Source organism: Olsenella sp. oral taxon 809 str. F0356 (assembly GCF_000233535.1).
Classification (GTDB): Bacteria; Actinomycetota; Coriobacteriia; order Coriobacteriales; family Atopobiaceae; genus Olsenella_I; species Olsenella_I phocaeensis.
The window spans coordinates 1,573,918-1,590,663 of sequence record NZ_JH376563.1 but is presented as its reverse complement, the minus strand read 5'-3'; the positions used below and the strand labels follow the sequence as shown (position 1 = coordinate 1,590,663).

General features: G+C 67.8%; 14 protein-coding genes. All 14 read right to left on the bottom strand.

All coding sequences use genetic code 11. The features are described from left to right. Positions 1–28 precede the first annotated feature (28 nt). Complete coding sequence (gene rpsB, locus HMPREF1008_RS07165) at positions 29–790, bottom strand: 30S ribosomal protein S2 (RefSeq protein WP_009279194.1); 762 nt, start codon at positions 788–790, stop codon at positions 29–31. Between the two features lie 228 nt (positions 791–1,018). Continuing rightward, positions 1,019–1,888, bottom strand: a complete 870-nt coding sequence (locus HMPREF1008_RS07160; RefSeq protein WP_232202852.1) for a tyrosine recombinase — start codon at positions 1,886–1,888, stop codon at positions 1,019–1,021. Between the two features lie 119 nt (positions 1,889–2,007). Then, complete coding sequence (gene trmFO, locus HMPREF1008_RS07155; RefSeq protein ID WP_009279192.1) at positions 2,008–3,339, bottom strand: methylenetetrahydrofolate--tRNA-(uracil(54)-C(5))-methyltransferase (FADH(2)-oxidizing) TrmFO; 1,332 nt, start codon at positions 3,337–3,339, stop codon at positions 2,008–2,010. A gap of 40 nt (positions 3,340–3,379) precedes the next feature. Then, the gene (locus HMPREF1008_RS07150) at positions 3,380–4,273 is read right to left on the bottom strand and encodes a DNA-processing protein DprA (protein ID WP_009279191.1); all 894 of its coding nucleotides are present in this window, start codon (positions 4,271–4,273) and stop codon (positions 3,380–3,382) included. 11 nt (positions 4,274–4,284) lie between these two features. Next, a complete protein-coding gene (locus tag HMPREF1008_RS07145; protein ID WP_009279190.1) occupies positions 4,285–5,784 on the bottom strand; it encodes a YifB family Mg chelatase-like AAA ATPase in 1,500 nt (499 codons plus the stop codon). Beyond that, complete coding sequence (locus tag HMPREF1008_RS07140) at positions 5,781–6,272, bottom strand: YraN family protein (RefSeq protein ID WP_009279189.1); 492 nt, start codon at positions 6,270–6,272, stop codon at positions 5,781–5,783. The genes HMPREF1008_RS07145 and HMPREF1008_RS07140 overlap by 4 nt, the downstream gene beginning before the upstream one ends. A gap of 181 nt (positions 6,273–6,453) precedes the next feature. Beyond that, on the bottom strand, positions 6,454–7,242 hold the full coding sequence (locus HMPREF1008_RS07135; RefSeq protein WP_009279188.1) for a ribonuclease HII: 789 nt from the start codon (positions 7,240–7,242) through the stop codon (positions 6,454–6,456). Between the two features lie 86 nt (positions 7,243–7,328). Next, positions 7,329–7,670, bottom strand: a complete 342-nt coding sequence (rplS, locus tag HMPREF1008_RS07130; RefSeq protein ID WP_009279187.1) for a 50S ribosomal protein L19 — start codon at positions 7,668–7,670, stop codon at positions 7,329–7,331. A gap of 152 nt (positions 7,671–7,822) precedes the next feature. Continuing rightward, a complete protein-coding gene (locus HMPREF1008_RS07125; protein WP_009279186.1) occupies positions 7,823–9,562 on the bottom strand; it encodes an ABC transporter ATP-binding protein in 1,740 nt (579 codons plus the stop codon). A gap of 4 nt (positions 9,563–9,566) precedes the next feature. Beyond that, positions 9,567–11,378, bottom strand: a complete 1,812-nt coding sequence (locus tag HMPREF1008_RS07120) for an ABC transporter ATP-binding protein (protein ID WP_009279185.1) — start codon at positions 11,376–11,378, stop codon at positions 9,567–9,569. Positions 11,379–11,485: 107 nt separating this feature from the next. Further along, positions 11,486–12,121, bottom strand: a complete 636-nt coding sequence (locus HMPREF1008_RS07115) for a TetR/AcrR family transcriptional regulator (protein WP_009279184.1) — start codon at positions 12,119–12,121, stop codon at positions 11,486–11,488. 54 nt (positions 12,122–12,175) lie between these two features. Beyond that, positions 12,176–13,243 (bottom strand): deoxyguanosinetriphosphate triphosphohydrolase, encoded by a 1,068-nt coding sequence (locus HMPREF1008_RS07110; RefSeq protein ID WP_009279183.1) that lies wholly within the window; start codon positions 13,241–13,243, stop codon positions 12,176–12,178. A 95-nt stretch (positions 13,244–13,338) separates the two neighbouring features. Then, positions 13,339–16,101, bottom strand: a complete 2,763-nt coding sequence (ppdK, locus tag HMPREF1008_RS07105; RefSeq protein ID WP_009279182.1) for a pyruvate, phosphate dikinase — start codon at positions 16,099–16,101, stop codon at positions 13,339–13,341. A 217-nt stretch (positions 16,102–16,318) separates the two neighbouring features. After that, positions 16,319–16,723, bottom strand: coding sequence for a kinase/pyrophosphorylase (locus HMPREF1008_RS07100; RefSeq protein ID WP_009279181.1), 405 nt, complete (start codon positions 16,721–16,723; stop codon positions 16,319–16,321). Positions 16,724–16,746: the final 23 nt, after the last annotated feature.

Here is a 16,746-nt window from a genome sequence, read left to right as displayed (position 1 = left end):
GGGATGTGAGTCTGCGGAAAGGGAAGTGCTACTCGGCCGCGGGGGCCTCGACCTCGACGGCAGGGGTGGTCTCGCCAGAGGCCATCTCCTCGACCGAGATCTGCTCCTTGCCGGAGCCAGCCAGGACGGCGTCGGCCACGAGCTCGCACATGAGGTTGACGGAGCGGATGGCGTCGTCGTTGGCGGGGATGCCATAGTCGATCACGTCGGGGTCGGAGTTGGTGTCGAGCAGGCCGACCACGGGGATGTGCAGGCGGTTGGCCTCGCGGATTGCGATCTCCTCGCGCTTGGTGTCGACCACGAAGAGCGCCTGGGGCAGGGCCTTCATGTCACGGACGCCACCCAGGTTGCGCTGGAGCTTCTCGAGCTCCTTGGTCAGGACGGCCTGCTCCTTCTTGCCGCGGGCGGCCATGCGGCCGTCCTCCACCATGGCCTCGAGCTCCTCCATGCGGTCGATGCGGGAGCGCATGGTCACGAAGTTGGTGAGCATGCCGCCGAGCCAGCGCTGGTTGATGAAGGGCATGCCGCAGCGCTCGGCCTGGGCCGCGATGGGCTCCTGGGCCTGCTTCTTGGTGCCGACGAAGAGGACGCGGCCGCCCTTTGCGGCGGTGTCCTTGAGGAAGGTGTACGCCTTGTCGGCGTCCATGACGGTCTGCTTGAGGTCGAGGATGTAGATGCCGTTGCGCTCGCCGAAGATGTAGGGCTTCATCTTGGGGTTCCAGCGGCGCGTCTGGTGACCGTAGTGGCAGCCGGCCTCGAGCAGGGTGCGGATGTTGATCTTGACAGCCATGTCTAACCTCCATTGGTTTGGCCTCCGCGTGAGGTCACCCCCGCTGGGGCCACCCTGGACTTGGCTGTTGTCCCGGGCACCGTGGCCTGCGAGTCGTCACGCGTGTGATATGGATGTCGTGCGAGCACACGACAGCAAGTCATAGTACCAGCTCTGGCATGAGGATGCCAGCAGGAATGCGCGCTCGCACACACGATGCCCACCGGGGTCCCGCGGGATCGGACGAGGCTACTCCCCCCTGGGATGGGCCTGCCTCGCGGCGTCCTTGAGCCTCTGGGCCGAGAGGTGCGTGTAGATCTGGGTCGTGGAGAGGCTGCTGTGCCCCAGGAGCTCCTGCACGCTCCTCAGGTCCGCGCCGCCGTTGAGGAGCTCGGTCGCGAAGCTGTGGCGCATCGCGTGCGGGGTGAGGCCGGCGTCGAGCCCCGCCTGCGCGACCCTGCGCTCGAAGGTCGTGCGCAGGGCGTCGGCGCTCATGCGCCTGCCCCGGGTCGAGAGGAAGAGCGCCTTTCCCGCCGCCCCCCGTCCCCTTGCCGCAAGCAGCGGACGGGAGCGTTCGAGATACTCCTCGAGCCGCGACACGGCGAGCCGGTGGACGGGGACGATGCGCTCCTTCGAGCCCTTGCCGAAGAGCCTGGCCTGTCCCTGCCCGAGGTCCACGTCCCCCAGGTCGAGCGCCGACACCTCGGATATGCGAGCGCCGGTGGCATAGAGGAGCTCGAGGAACGCACGGTCCCTCATGCCCAGCTCGTCGTCCTCGCAGACGTCGAGCAGGCGTGAGACCTCCTCGTCGGACATGGTCTTGGGCAACGTGCGCGCGAGCCTTGGGCTCGCGAGGGCGGCGGCCACGTCCTGCTCCACCTCGCCCTCCCTGAGGAGCCAGCGGTAGAGGCCGCGGATGGCCGAGAGCCTGCGGGCGACGGTCCTGCCCGCATAGCGCGCCTGGGCGAGCTCGGCCATGTAGGAGCGGAGCTCGCGATGGGTCACGCGGAGGGGGTCGACCCCCTCCCTGCGGCACCACGAGGCGAAGGAGCCGAGGTCGCTCGCGTAGCCCCGCGCGGTCTGGGGCGAGAGGTTCCTGAGCTCTCGCAACTGCGACACGGAGTCGCCCACGAGCCGTTCGAAGCGGTCCTGGGCGGCGTCGCGCGACGCCGCCGGATCCTCGGCCGCCCGCGGCGGCGGGGCGCCTCCCGTCTGTCGGGCTGGGACGGGGCCGCCCACTACGAGAGCGCCCCCGCGAAGAGCTCGGGCCTCGTCGCGAGGTAGGCGTCGAGGTCGCGCCGGGCGCGGTCCGCGTATGCCTGGTAGCGCTCCCTCTTCTTCATGCGGCCGCCCCCAAGGGGAGGAACCAGGCCGAAGTTGACGTGCATGGGCTGGTAGGGCTCCGTCTTGGGGTCGGTGGCGTAGCTCACGAGCGAGCCCAGGGCACCCGTGCGCGGAAGGCCCACGCGTTCGTAGCCCCTGAGGTCGGCGAAGCTGTTGAGCGCGGCGAGGAGCCCCGAGGCGATCGCCTCCGTGTAGCCCTCGGTGCCCGTGATCTGTCCCGCGAGCCTGCAGCTGGTCCCCGGGATGGCAAAGCTGCCGTCCAGCACGCGCGGGCTGTCGACGAAGGAGTTGCGGTGCATCACGCCATAGCGGAAGAACTCCGCCCCCTCGAGCCCGGGGATCATGCGGAAGACCCTCTTCTGCTCGCCCCAGGTCAGGTTGGTCTGGAAGCCGACGAGGTTGTAGGCGGTCCCCTCGGCGTTCTCCGCCCTGAGCTGCACCGCGGCCCAGGGCCTCCTGCCCGTCGAGGGGTCCGTGAGTCCCACCGGCTTGAGCGCCCCGAAGCGCAGCGAGTCCCTGCCCGTCCTCGCCACCTCCTCGACCGGCTGGCAGGCGTTGAAGAGGTCGCTCTGCTCGAAGTCGTGCGAGAGCACGCGCCGCGCCGCGACGAGCTCCTCCCAGAAGGCCTCGTACTCCTCGCGGCCCATGGGGCAGTTGAGGTAGTCGCCCCTCCCCTCCTCCTCGTAGCGGGACTGCGAGAAGACCTTGTCCCGGTCGAGCGACTCGGCGTCCACCACGGGTGCCGCCGCGTCGTAGAACGAGAGGTGCTCGCCGCCCAGCACGTCGCAGAGCCTCTGGAAGAGCGCGTCGGAGCAGAGGGGGCCTGCGGCGATGACGGAGGGCCCGTCGGGGATGTCGCGCACCTCTCCCCTGCTCACCGTGATGAGGGGGGAGGACTCGATCGCCTCCGTCACGAGGGCGGAGAAGCGCTCTCGGTCCACGGCGAGGGCGCCGCCGGCGGGGACCTGCGCCCTGCGCGCGAGCCCCAGGAGGACGGAGCCCATGGAGTCGAGCTCCTCCTTGAGGAGGCCCGCGGCGCTGTCGTGGCGCAGGGACTTGAGGGAGTTGGAGCAGACGAGCTCGGCGAAGCCGTCGCCATGGTGCGCCGGCGAGCTCGCGAGCGGACGCTGCTCGCAGAGGGTCACCTCGACCCCCCTCCGTGCGAGCTGCAGCGCGCACTCGCTTCCCGCCAGGCCCCCTCCGACCACCGTGACCCTGTCTGCCACCGCACGACCCCCCCTTCGCCGGCACCCGCCGGCAGCCCGATCATCCGTCCATTCTAGCCTGCGTGAGGTAGGCCTCGGACGAGAGGCTGTAGCGTCCGTCCCTCAGGCGCTCCACGACGCCGCGCGACTCGTAGTCCGCCAGGGCACAGAGCACGCCCGTCACCGGCTCCCCGAGATGGCGCGCGAGGTCGTCGGCACGCAGGGGCTCCCCCACCAGGGCGGACAGGAGCCTGCCCTCGATGCGGAACGGCTCCTCGCCCACGAGCCTGAGCGCGCCGTAGTCCATGGATATGCGCAGCTCGAGGTCACGCTCGGAGCATATGATGCCCGCCCCCTCCGAGATGAGCTGGTTGGCCCCGGCGGACTCGGGGGAGAAGATGCTGCCCGGCACGGCATAGAGGTCCCTGCCTATCTGGTCGGCCACGAGTGCGGTGCCCAGCGTCCCCGACCTCTCCCCCGCCTCCGCGATGAAGACGCAGCGAGACAGCCCCGCGATGACGCGGTTCCTCTTGGGGAAGGCGTAGCGCCGCGGCGGAGAGCCCCAGGGCTCGAGCGAGACCACGGCCCCACCCTCCCTGGGGGCGCGCGCGAACACGTCCGACGAGCTGCTGGGATAGACGAGGTCCGCCCCGCAGCCCGAGACCACCACCGTGGGGCCTCCCGCGTCGAGGGCGGCGCGCGCCGCCGCGGCGTCGCAGCCCATGGCGCCGCCGGACACCACCACGACGTCGCTCTGCGCCGCGACGCGGCCGGCCAGACGAGCGGCGGCGAGGCCGTAGGGCGTGGCCCGCCTGGCCCCGATCACCGACAGGCACGGCCTGGACAGCGCGCCGGCGTCCCCCAGCCCGTAGAGCCTCTGGGGCGGGTCTGGCAGGTCAAGCAAGGCGGGAGGGTACCCCTCGTCGTCCCGTGCAAGCTCCCAGCGTTCTTCCATGCGTCCTCCCATCATCCAAGGTGACAGCGGTAGGCACTCGCCTCGAGCACGTCCTCGCGCGAGACGGAGGCGCGCTCGGCCAGGTCCGCCATGGTCCTCGCGACCCGAGCCAGCTTGACGATCGAACGACCTCCCAGGTTGAGCCTGGAGGCCATGCCCTCGAGGGCGGCCTGGGCGCGCGGCTCGAACGAGAGCGCGCCCACGAGCGTCTGGCCGGGCCCGGACGGCATCCTCGCCTCGCGGTCCCTCCTGAAGGCGCGGGCGCGCAGGACCTGCTCCCTCATGCTCTCGCTGCTCAGCCCCTCGGCGCAGCGAATCAGCTTCCGTGACTCCGGGCGCCTCACGTCCACGTGGAGGTCGATCCTGTCCATGAGGGGGCCACCTATCTTCGACTGGTAGCGCTCCACCCTTCCGGGCGGGCAGCTGCAGACATGGCCGGGGTCTCCCAGATGGCCGCAGGGACAGGGGTTCGCCGCCGCCATGAGCAGGAAGTCGCAGGGGAAGCTGTAGACGCCGTCCACCCGCACGAGCCGGACGACCCCCTCCTCCATGGGCTGGCGGAGCGACTGCAGCACGTTGGAGGCGAACTCGGGGAGCTCGTCCAGGAAGAGGACCCCGTGATGGGCGAGCGAGATCTCCCCGGGGATGACGGGCCTCCCGCCTCCCACAAGCCCCGCAAGCGAGATGGAGTGGTGCGGTGCGCGGAAGGGCCTCTCTCCCCTGCAGATGCCCTCCACGTCCTGGCCGGCCACCGAGGTGAGGAGGAGCGCCTCCTTGCGCTCCTGGGGCGTGAGCCGGGGAAGTATCCCCGGGACGCGACGGGCGAGCATGGACTTTCCCGCGCCGGGAGGGCCCACCATGAGCATGCCGTGGCCGCCTGCGGCAGAGACGACGATCGCACGCTTGGCCTCCTCCTGGTCGTACACGTCCGCGAAGTCCGGCCCGGGCGCGCCCGGCGCCTCGGGCGCCACCACGGGAGGCGGTGTCGGCGCGGGCGAGAGCCGCGCCACGCCCGACCTCAGCTCACCCAGGGTCCTAATTCCCCTCATCCCCGCCCTGAGGTCGGCGGGCTCGGGCCCCAAGGAGGAGAAGACGAGCTCCAGCCCGAGCCCCTGGGCGAGCCCCTGGTAGGCCGCGAGCCCCCTCACCGGGCGGACGCAGCCGTCCAGGCCGAGCTCTCCCACGAAGAGGCAGCCCTCGAGCCCGGCACTGGGTATCTGGCGGGTAGCCGCGAGGATCGCCACCGCTATGGGCAGGTCGAGGCCCGTGCCCGTCTTCCTCATCTCCCCCGGGGCGAGGTTCACGGTGATGTGGAGCCGGGGCATGCTGTAGTCGCAGGCCCTGAGCGCACAGCGCACCCTCGAGCGCGAGTCGAGCACCGCCGAGTCGGGCATGCCGACCATCGTGAAGCCCGGGATGCCACCCGAGAGCGACACCTCCACCGTGACGGGCTGCGCCTCGATGCCGCGGATGCAGGCGCTCCTCACCTTGAGCGAGTCCCCGGCCATCATTCGTCCCATGCGTACGCGGCCACGAGGTGTCGCAGGTGGGCGCAGCGCGTGCCCGTCACGTTTATGGCGATCACGTCGAAGCGGATGTAGCGAACGTCGCCATTCTGGAGCATGTAGCTCAGCGCGATGTTGCGGTAGCGCTGGCGCTTCTGGAAGTCCACCGCGAGCTCGGGAATGCCCTCCTCCATGCCGGCGGGGACCTGCCTCGTCTTGACCTCGACGAGCACGGTCTCGTCGTCGATCTGGGCGATGAGGTCCGCCTCGCCGAAGCGGCAGCGGTAGTTCGCCTCGAGGAGCTCGAAGCCCCGCCTCTGCAGGTAGGCCGCCGCCAGGCGCTCGCCCAGCACTCCCAGGTCATGCGGGTCGATTGCCTCGTCCAGGCAGCCGTCGGAATCCGAAAGGCCCGGGCACAGCTCGTCGTCCAGGGGGAACTCGCCGTCCGGCACCCCCGCCCCGAAGACCTGCCTGAAGCCCCTCTGGTCGTCCATGTGCGTCTCCCTCCGCTCGTCCAATGGGAGGGCAAGCATCCCCGAGGAGGCTCGCGGGAAGCTCGTCGGCAGCTTGCGGTCAGCTGCGTGACAGATAGGAAAGTCAACGAGCACGGGCTGGGTGCGCTGATGGCGGCAGGAAGGCCTGCATGGCAGGTGGGCGCCAGAACGACAGGCGGTGTCAGAAGAGAGGGGGCGTCTCCAGGAAGTTTCCACAGAACGAGACGCGGTGTATGGGAGAGAGGCCCTTCTCCCTTATGGCCGCGATGTGCTCCGCAGAGCCGTAGCCCTTGCACCGGGCAAGGTGGTATCCGGGATACACGCGGTCGTAGGCGACCATGATGCCGTCACGCGTGACCTTGGCGACGATGGACGCAGCGGCGATGCAGGCGACGCGCGCGTCCCCCTTGACGAGGGTCTTCTCGCGGGGATGCACGTGGACCGGGTTGCCGTCTATGAGCACGCAGTCGGGCTCGACCCCAGCATCCCCTATGGCCTGCGCCATGGCCATGCGCAGCGCGGCGGACATCCCCACGGCATCGATCGACGCAGGCTCCACGTGGGCGATCCCGATGGCCAGGGCGACCTCCGCGATGCGCGCGGCAAGCACCTCCCGGCGCGCGGGAGAGAGCTGCTTCGAGTCGTTGATGCCCCAGACCATGGGGAACACGGGAAGCGCCACCGCGGCGACGGTGAGGGGGCCGGCGATGGAGCCCCTGCCCACCTCGTCCACGCCCAGGACCATGCCGTCACCCCCCAGCTCGCGCTGGAGGCGGTACATCTCCTCCACGCGCTCGCGCTCCCTGAGGGCCGCGTCCCTGCGCCTGAGGGCCGAGGCGACCGCGTGCCGCACCTGCTTGCGCGGGTCCTCGCCATAGCGCGCGACAAGGGCCTCGAGCTCCGAGGCGTCGGCATCGTTCAGGAGCGCCGTCACCTCCCGGGCGCTGGCTGCATGGCTTGAGGCTGGCATGGTCGTCTCCCCCGGTCGAGGCCTGGTCTAAGAAAAAGGGCCGCCCCGAGGAAACGGAACGGCCCGAAGAGGCAAATCCAGACGGACTAGCGCTTCTCGCGGATGCGCGCTGCCTTGCCCACGCGGTCGCGGAGGTAGTAGAGCTTCGCGCGGTGGACGTCGCCGTGACGGACGACCTCGAGCTTGGCGATCTTGGGGCTGTGGAGGGGGAAGGTGCGCTCGACGCCGATGCCGAAGCTGATCTTGCGAACGGTGAAGGTCTCGCGTGCGCCAGAGCCGCTCAGGCGGATGACGTCACCCTGGAAGACCTGCTCGCGCTCGCGGTCGCCCTCCTTGATGCGGTAGTGCACCTTGACGTTGTCGCCGACCAGCACCTGAGGGATGTCCTCGCGGATCTGCTGGCGCTCGATTGCGCGGATGTAGTCCATGTTCTTCCTCGTCTCTAGAGGTGCCGTGGCCTTAGCGGCGGCACATAGCTTTACACACGGTGTGCGATTATATGCCATGCCTCGCAGGGGGGCAAGGACGTCTCGGGGCCCTCGCCCCCCGGGGCATAAACTCACCACAACGCCCGGCATGTCTAGCCCCGTGCTATCTTCCATCCGATGGCACGCTCGCGCATGCCGACGAAGTCGCGGTATATGCCCTCCTCCCGCATGAGGCTCTCGTGCGTGCCCCGCTGCACCACGCGTCCGGCATCCAGGACCACGATCTGGTCGGCGTCGCGCACGGTCTTGAGCCGGTGCGCGATCATGATGACGGTCTTCCCCCTCTTCAGCTCGGCAATGGCGCGCTGGAGCTCGAGCTCGTTCTCGGGATCGACGTTCGCCGTGGCCTCGTCCAGAACCACGATGGGGGCGTCCTTCAGGATGGCCCGGGCGATGGACAGTCGCTGGCGCTCGCCGCCCGACAGGGTCGCGCCGCCCTCCCCTATGCGGGTCCCGTAGCCCTCCGCGAGCCTCCCGACGAAGTCGTCGCAGCAGGCGCGCCGCGCGGCCTCCACGACCTCCTCGTGCGTGGCCTCAGGACGACCGAACTTGATGTTGTTCTCGATGGTGTCGTCGAAGAGGTAGACACCCTGGAAGACCATGGAGAAGTTGGAGAGCAGCGCGTCGACCTCCCAGTCTCGCACGTCGCGCCCGCCCACGAGGACCCTGCCCGACCCGACGTCCCAGAAGCGGGCCATGAGCTGCGAGAGGGTCGTCTTGCCGCTGCCGCTGGGACCCACGATGGCGCAGGACGTCCCCTCCGGTATGGAGAGCGACACGTGGTCGACGACGGTACGCTCCCCGTATGAGAACGAGACGTCGTCGAGCTCGATGCCAAAGCCATCGCCTGAGCTCAGGCCCGCCCCCTCGTCCATCGGCGGAGTGGCGAGCAGGTCCGTGACCTTGTCCATGCTCACGTCGATCTGGCGCAGGAGGCTGGCATAGGAGCCCGCCAGCTCGAGCTTGGCGAACACGATGAACGACGCGACGATCATGGTGAGACAGGCCCCCGTCTCCATGGCGCCAGAGACCCAGAGGCTCACGGAGAGGAGGCACATCAGGATGCTCGCCGCCTTGCACGCAACGGCCTCGAGCACCATGAAGGCGATGAAGCTCAGCTCCAGGGCGAGGTTCGCACGCTCGCAGTCCGCTATCGCGCCGTCAATCCTGCTCTCGGCCCCGTCCAGGAGCGAGAAGGCGCGCACGACCGAGATGCCCTGGACGTACTCGAGGACCGCGCCCACGATGGCGCGCTGGCTCCTCACGCGCCTGTCCGACACGGCTCGCGACGCGCGCTGCATGATGGCGTTGACGGCCAGGACCACGAGGATGGTGGCGATGGCGACCAGCCCGCAGAGGGGGTTCATGACCGCGAGCATGAGGGCCATGACGACGGAGAGGGTCACGCCGGCGATGACGTTGGTGTAGACGAGGCCGCCCACGTTCTGCACGTCGTCGAGGGTGTTCGTCATCGTGCTGGCGATCTCGCCCAAGCTGTTGGCGTTGAAGTAGCCCATGGGCAGGTAGCGCATGTGGTCGCCTATCTCCGCGCGCTTCTCGGCACACATCGAGAAGTTGCCGTCGCAGAAGTTCTCGCTCTTGAAATGGGCGCAGACGGCGCTGCCCGCGATGGAGACGAGCATGACGACGAAGGCCGAGACGGCGACAGACGGTCCGAGGGACTGCGTCGCCGCAGCCGACAGCACCAGGGCGAGGGCCAGTATCTGCAGCGATTCGAAGACGGAGTTGGCGAGAGACCACGCCATGCCCCGCCACAGGCGCCCGGCATGGCTTCCCCCGAAGCGAAAGTACTTGAGAATGGTCGAGATCATGGGACTACTCCCCCCTCGAGCTGGTGACGGCGATGTCACGGGCTCCGATGTGAGCCTGATACATTGAGCGGTAGAGCCCGCAGGACCCCATGAGCCCCTGGTGGGTGCCCGTCGCCTCGATGCGCCCGTCGCTCACGACCACGATCTGGTCGGCGTCGGTGATGGTGGACAGGCGATGCGCGACGACGACGAGCGTGCGCCCCGCGACGAGCCTGGAGACCGCCTCCTCGACCTGGGCCTCGCTCTCGGGATCGGTGTAGGCAGTGGCCTCGTCCAGGATGACCACCGGGCTGTCGTGCAGCATGGCGCGCGCGATGGAGATGCGCTGGCGCTCGCCACCCGACAGGTGGCCTCCCCCGCCGCCCACCACGGTCTGGTAGCCCTGGTCGAGACCCATGATGAAGTCGTGGCAGCCGCAGCTGCGCGCGGCCTCGACGACCTCGTCGTCAGTGGCGTCAGGCCGTCCCATGCGGATGTTGTCCATGACGCTTGCGTCGAAGAGGTAGTTGTCCTGGGACACGTAGGCGACCTCATGGGCGAGCTGGTCTGCGGAGAGCTCGGCGAGCGGCACGCCCCCGAGGCTGACCTGTCCCTCGTCGGCATCCCAGAAGCCTGCCATGAGGCGGGCGATGGTGGACTTGCCCGAGCCGCTGGGTCCCACGAGCGCGCAGACCTGGCCTGCAGGGACCGTGAGGTCGACGCCGTGGAGCACCTCGCTGCGGCCGTACGAGAAGCGCACGCCCCTCAGCTCGATTCCGACGGCCCCCCTCGCGTCGAGCCGTGCGCAGGGGGCCGCGGCCCTCTGTTGGTCGCGCTGGTCGAGGACCTCGGCTATCTGCGAGACCGTGGTGCCCACCTGCGCCAGCGCGTCCATGAAGCTCATGGCAGCATAGAGCGGGGGGAAGATGCCCACGGAGAGGATGGCGGACAGCACGAACGTGGATGTGCTGACCTGGCCCGACGCAACGAGGAGGCAGCCTGCGGGCAGCACGCCGACGAGGGTCGCGGGCATGATGGCCAGACCCATGTCCGACCAGATCTGGCAGTGCGCCATCCAGTCTATGAAGGAGTGGGCATAGGCCCACACGGCCTTCGAGAACTTCTCGTAGGAGCTCGCGGAACGCCCGAAGGCCTTGATGACCTCGATGCCGTTGACGTACTCCACCGCGGCGGACGACATCTCGTTGCCCGTGGCCACCGTGTTGCCGTACCACTGCTCGTAGTCCCTCATCATCTGGCCGTACACGAAAGCACCAACGGGGATGGTCACAAGGGAGACGAGGGCGAGGCGCCAGTCGAGCGTGAAGAGGTAGACCACTACCACCACGGGGACGAGCAGGTCGCTCGTCATCTCGGGCACGACGTGGGCAAGGGTGGTCTCTATTCCATCGGCCTTCTCGACCATGACGTTCTTGAGCTTCCCAGAGGGGGTGTCCAGGACGTAGCCCATGGGGACGTGCGCGAGCTTCGACGCGAGGCGCCTGCGGATGGACGAGATGGTCTTGAAGGTCGCCACGTGGGATATGGAGGTGGAGGCGTAGTGAAAGACCACGTACGCCGCGTAGCTTGCCGCGGCGAGAGAGCACCAGCCCAGGTAGAAAGACAGGTCGCGCTCCCCCTCCAGAACGCCCACGACCATCTGGCCTGCCGCGAAGTACGGCAGCACGCTGCCCGCCACCCCCACGACGGCGAGCACGACGGAGAGCGCGTAGAGCGCCCTGCCGCCGGGACCCGCCCAATCGAGGAGACGAGCCAGGGGGTTCGCCGACGCGATCGCCGTGGCGGTGTCGGTGTCCCGAGCATCCCTTTCTTCCATGCTTCCTCCCAACTTAAGTTAACCAAGACTATCTCTAGGTTATAACAACGTTATTTCATTGGGAGGCAAGGGGGGAAGCAGGCGAAAAAAGTCCGATTGGGACTAGGTCAGGCCGTCTGGCCAGGTTCCATGAGAGCCTGGAAGCCGTGATGGAAGAAGAGTCCGAACCTCCTTGCGAAGGCCTGTGCGTCCTCGCGGCAGAGCCCACGCAGGAGGGGCTCGAAGAGGCCTTGGACGAGGTAGCGCGCAAGCACCTCGAGCAGCATCCCGTCGATCCCCTCCAGCTGGCCGCCCGCTGTCGCCTCGTACTCCACGGTGCTGGACTTCTCCGCCTCTACGAAGCGATCGAGGTAACCCTCCCAGCGCGTGCCCGCGGATCCCCTGGCGATGATGAGGAAGTCCTCGGGATGGTCGTAGATGAAGTCGACGATGCGGGTACGCGCCTCGAGCTCAAAGTCGAGCATGGCGTCGAAGGAGCGCATCTCGGGAGGAAACGCGAGAAACTCGTCGATGAGAGCCTGATAGAGGGAGAAGAGGCCGTCGCCGGATGGCGCCACCACGTGGTCGAAGAGGTCTTCCTTGCTGGAGAAGTGGCCATAGATCGCACCGGTCGTGACCTGTGCCAGCGCCGCGATGGAACGCAGGGAGACGCCCAGGAACCCATTGCGCAGGAAGGCGTCCCGCGCGACCGAAAGGAGCCTCGCGCGGGTGGTCTCGAATGTATCCACGCTCGCCTGGACCATGCCCGCCTCCCCCGCAGATTCCGCGTCCAAGGCATCGTATCATGCGCCCGCCGTTTACAGGTCCCTATGGAGCTCAGGCGCCCTCCAGGCATGAGGAACCTTGAGCTCCTCGTATATGCGCACGGCATAGCGGTCGGTCATGCCTGCCACGAAGTCGGCGACCTCGACGTCCGGTCGGTCGGGCTCGAGCCCCCTGTACTCGGCGGGCACCTCGTCCAGGTGAGCGATGAAGTAGTCGAACAGCTCTCCGATCATGCGGTTCGCCTTGGGCTCCTCGTACTTAGCGTCGCCGCGCGTGTAGAGGTTCTCAAAGAGGAACTCGCGAAGACCCATCATGGCCTGCCACACGGGCTCGGACATGAGTATGTCGTCTGCACCGGCACTGGTCGTCACGGCGTCGCGCACCATGGTCTCGATCCTCTCGGAGGAGCAGTGTCCCAGGCAGTCGCGGTACCGCACGGGGAGCATGTCCTCCGAGAGCAGTCCCGCGCGCTCGGCGTCGTCTATGTCATGGCACACGTAGGCGATGCGGTCTGCACGGGCGACCACCCGCCCCTCGAGCGTCGCGGCGCGAAGGCCGCCCTTGTGGCAGCGGATGCCGTCAAGGACCTCCCTCGAGAGATTGAGTCCCCTGCCTCCCTTCTCGAGCCTCTCCAATATTCGAACGCTCTGCGCGTTGTGCTCGAAGAGCGCCCTTCCCTCCGCGCTCTCGGGATCGATGCCGCGATGGAGTGCCATGGCACGAGAGAGGGCGCGTTCGCCCGTGTGTCCGAAGGGGGTGTGGCCGAGGTCGTGTCCCAGGGCGATGGCCTCGGTGAGGTCCTCGTTCAGTCCGAGTGGCCGGGCTATGTCGCGCGCTATCTGGGCGACCTCGAGAGTGTGCGTGAGGCGCGTGCGGTAGTGGTCGCCCTCGGGCGCCAGGAACGCCTGCGTCTTGTTGGCCAGGCGCCTGAAGCTCTTGCTGTGCAGGACCCTGTCGCGGTCGCATTGGTAGCAGGTCCTGAGGGGGTCCGCCTCTTCGGGACGCGCCCTGCCGAGGCTCTCGTCGCTGAAGCTCGCATGGGGACTCAGCAACTCGTGCTCGCGGGCCTCCAGGTCCCTGCGACGTATGACAGCTCCCATGGGAAAGCCTCCTTGCTCTGCCCGCCCGCAAACGACGAGGGAGGGGGCACGTCGGCCCCCTCCCTCACGTCAGGACTGTGATGCCACGCTTGCTCCTAGGCAAGCTTGGCGGGACCGCCGTTCGACTTGATCTTGGCCTGGGCGCCGGCAAGGCGTGCGATGGGCACGCGGTAGGGCGAGCAGGACACGTAGTCGAGGCCGAGGTCGTAGTACATCTGGATGGACTCGGGGTCGCCACCGGTCTCGCCGCAGACGCCGCAGATGATGGTCTCGTTGGCCTTGTGGCCGCCCTTGACGCCCATCTCGACCAGCTTCGCGACGCCCGTGTCGAGGGTCTCGAAGGGGTTGGAGCGCAGGATCTTCTTGTTGAGGTACTGGGGGATGAAGGCGCTCTCGACGTCGTCGCGCGAGAAGCCGAAGGTGGTCTGCGTGAGGTCGTTGGTGCCGAAGCTGAAGAAGTCGGCGTACTGGCCGATCTCGTCGGCGGTGACGGCGGCGCGCGGGAGCTCGATCATGCAGCCGATGGGGATGCTGAGCTCGACGCCCTCGGCCTCGGAGACCGCCTTGACGACGGACTCGATCTGGCCGCGGACGAGCTTGAGCTCCTCGACGCTGGAGATCAGGGGAACCATGATCTCGGGCTTGGGGTTCAGGCCCTGCTTCTTGAGCTTGGCGGCGGCGCCGGCGATGGCACGGACCTGCATGTCGTTGAGCTCGGGGTACACGATGCCGAGGCGGCAGCCGCGCAGTCCGAGCATGGGGTTGGCCTCCTGGAAGGAGTCCAGGCGGGAGAGGCGGGCGCGCATGGCCTTGAGCTGGACCTCGTTCTCGCCGCGGCCCTCGGAGTGCGCGATCTCGACGGCGAGCTCGCGGGGGTCGTCGAGGAACTCGTGCAGGGGCGGGTCGAGCAGGCGGACGATGACGGCCTTGCCGTCCATGGCCTTGAACATGCCCTCGAAGTCGCCGGTCTGGGCCTTGAGGAGCTGGCCGAGGGCCTGCTGCTTCTGGCCGTCCGTGTCAGCGAGGATGAAGGACTGGATGATCTGCTTGCGATCGCCCAGGAACATGTGCTCGGTGCGGTCGAGGCCGATGCCCTCGGCGCCGAAGTCGACGGAGAGCTGGGCGTCCTCGGGGTTGTCGGCGTTGGTGCGCACGCCGAAGATGCGGCCGCGAGACGCGTCGCGACGGACCTCGTCGGCCCACTCGAGGATGGTCTCGAGGTCGCCGGTGAGCTCGGGACGGGTCAGGGGCACGGCGCCGACGATGATGTCGCCCGTGGTGCCGTTGATGGAGATGATGTCGCCCTCGTGCAGCACGATGTCGGTGCCGGAGATCGCGACCTCCTTGGCCTTGGCGTCGATCTTCAGCGCCTCGGCGCCGCAGACGCAGGGAGCGCCCATGCCACGGGCGATGACGGCCGCGTGGGAGGTCTTTCCGCCATGCGAGGTGAGGATGCCCTCGGCGGCGACCATGCCCTTGAGGTCGTCGGGAGTGGTCTCCCAGCGCACCAGGATGCAGGGCTTCTCAATGTTGGCATAGTGGACGGCGGCGTCAGAGGAGAAGACGACTGCACCCACGGCGGCACCGGGGCTGGCGTTCATGCCCTTGGCGACGACGTCGACCTTCGCCTTGGGGTCGAACTGGGGGTGCAGGAGCTGGTCGAGCTGGTCGGGCGCGACGCGCAGGAGCGCCTGCTCCTTGGTGATGCGGCCCTCGTCGACCATCTGCATGGCGACCTTGAGGGCAGAGAGCGCGGTGCGCTTGCCGACGCGGGTCTGGAGCATCCAGAGCTTGCCCTGCTCGATGGTGAACTCGATGTCCATCATGTCCGCGTAGTGGTCCTCGAGGATCTCGAACACGTGGAAGAGCTGCTCGCCGGCCTCCTTGAGCGCGGGAATCTTGACCAGGTCGGCGATGGGCTCGGTGTTGCGGATGCCCGCCACGACGTCCTCGCCCTGGGCGTTGACCAGGAAGTCGCCGTAGCGCTCGTTGGTGCCGTCGGCGGGGTTGCGGGTGAAGGCCACGCCGGTGGCAGAGGTCTCGCCCTTGTTGCCGAAGACCATGACCTGGACGTTGACCGCGGTGCCCAGGCTGTCGTCGATCTTGTTCTGCTTGCGGTAGAGGATGGCGCGCTCGGTGTTCCAGGAGCCGAAGACGGCCTGCTCCGCAAGGCGCAGCTGCAGATAGGGGTCCTGGGGGAAGGAGGCGACGCCGTCAGGGGCGACCTCGGGGTGGGCCTGCGAGTCGACGTTCTTGGCGAAGATCGCCTTGAAGGTCTCGGTGAGGTCCTTGAGGTCGGCCGCGTCGAGGTCGGTGTCGAGCTTGACGCCCTTCTCGGCCTTCTTGGCGCTGATGGCGTCCTCGAAGAGCTGGCCGTCGACGCCCATGACGACGTTGGAGAACATCTGGACGAAGCGGCGGTAGGAATCCCACGCGAAGCGCTCGTTCTGGGTCTGCTTGATGAGGCCCTCGACGGAGTCGTCGTTGAGGCCCAGGTTCAGGACGGTGTCCATCATGCCGGGCATGGAGAAGGGCGCGCCGGAGCGGACGGAGACCAGCAGCGGGTCCTCCTTGTCGCCCAGCTTCTTGCCCATGCGCTTCTCGAGGTCGCGACGATACTCGTCGATCTCGTCCAGGACGCCCTCGGGCCAGACGTTGTTCTCAGAGTAGGCGACGCAGGTCTGGCAGGTGATCGAGAATCCCGGAGGGACGGGCAGGCCGATGTTGGCCATCTCGGCGAGGTTGGCGCCCTTGCCGCCCGTGATCCACTTCGCCTCTTCGACGGTGTTGCCGGCGACTTCGGTGACGTTGTTGCCGTTCTCGTCCGTGCCGAAGCGATACACATGCTTCTCAGCCATAGCACTCCTTCAAGGTCTTCCTTGGGCGCGAGAGGTCCCGGCCCCTTCCAAAAGAACACCTGCGCGTGCAAACGGCAGGTGCCCTCACTAACTCTGACTTATTTTATCGACCAAAACAGGCAAGGTACACCTCGTCCAATCATCGGGGCAAATCAGCCTTCCGTAGATTGGACAATTAGACGAGCATGCTTTGCCCTATACTAGGGACCAGTTTTTGCTACGCCTCGTGAACCTCGGTCCTGGAACGACGGCCCGCCTGATAGTGCGGCTCCTCCCCCGTCAGGGTGGAGATGACGGTGATCGCGGGACCCAGGAGGTCGATGGAGGGGATGCCCCTCTTGTCGAGCTCGCGACGGATGTCGCGGCGGAGGTTGCGGTCCACGATCGTGTGGAACACCGCGATGGGCACGTCCTCGTCGAGGTTCCTGTTGAGGTAGTCGCTCACCATCTCTGCGGAGTTCACGTTGCCGAGCGTCTTGATGATGACGGCGTCGTCACCAAACTGGTCTGCCGCCGCCTCGACCACGCCCGCGGCGGTCTTGCCACGCGCGTCCGATATGACGAACACGATGGGCGTGACGTCCTCGAACACCAGCGGGTCGTCGAATCTGTCTTCGGCCATGGGCCTGCCTCCCTGTCTATGGG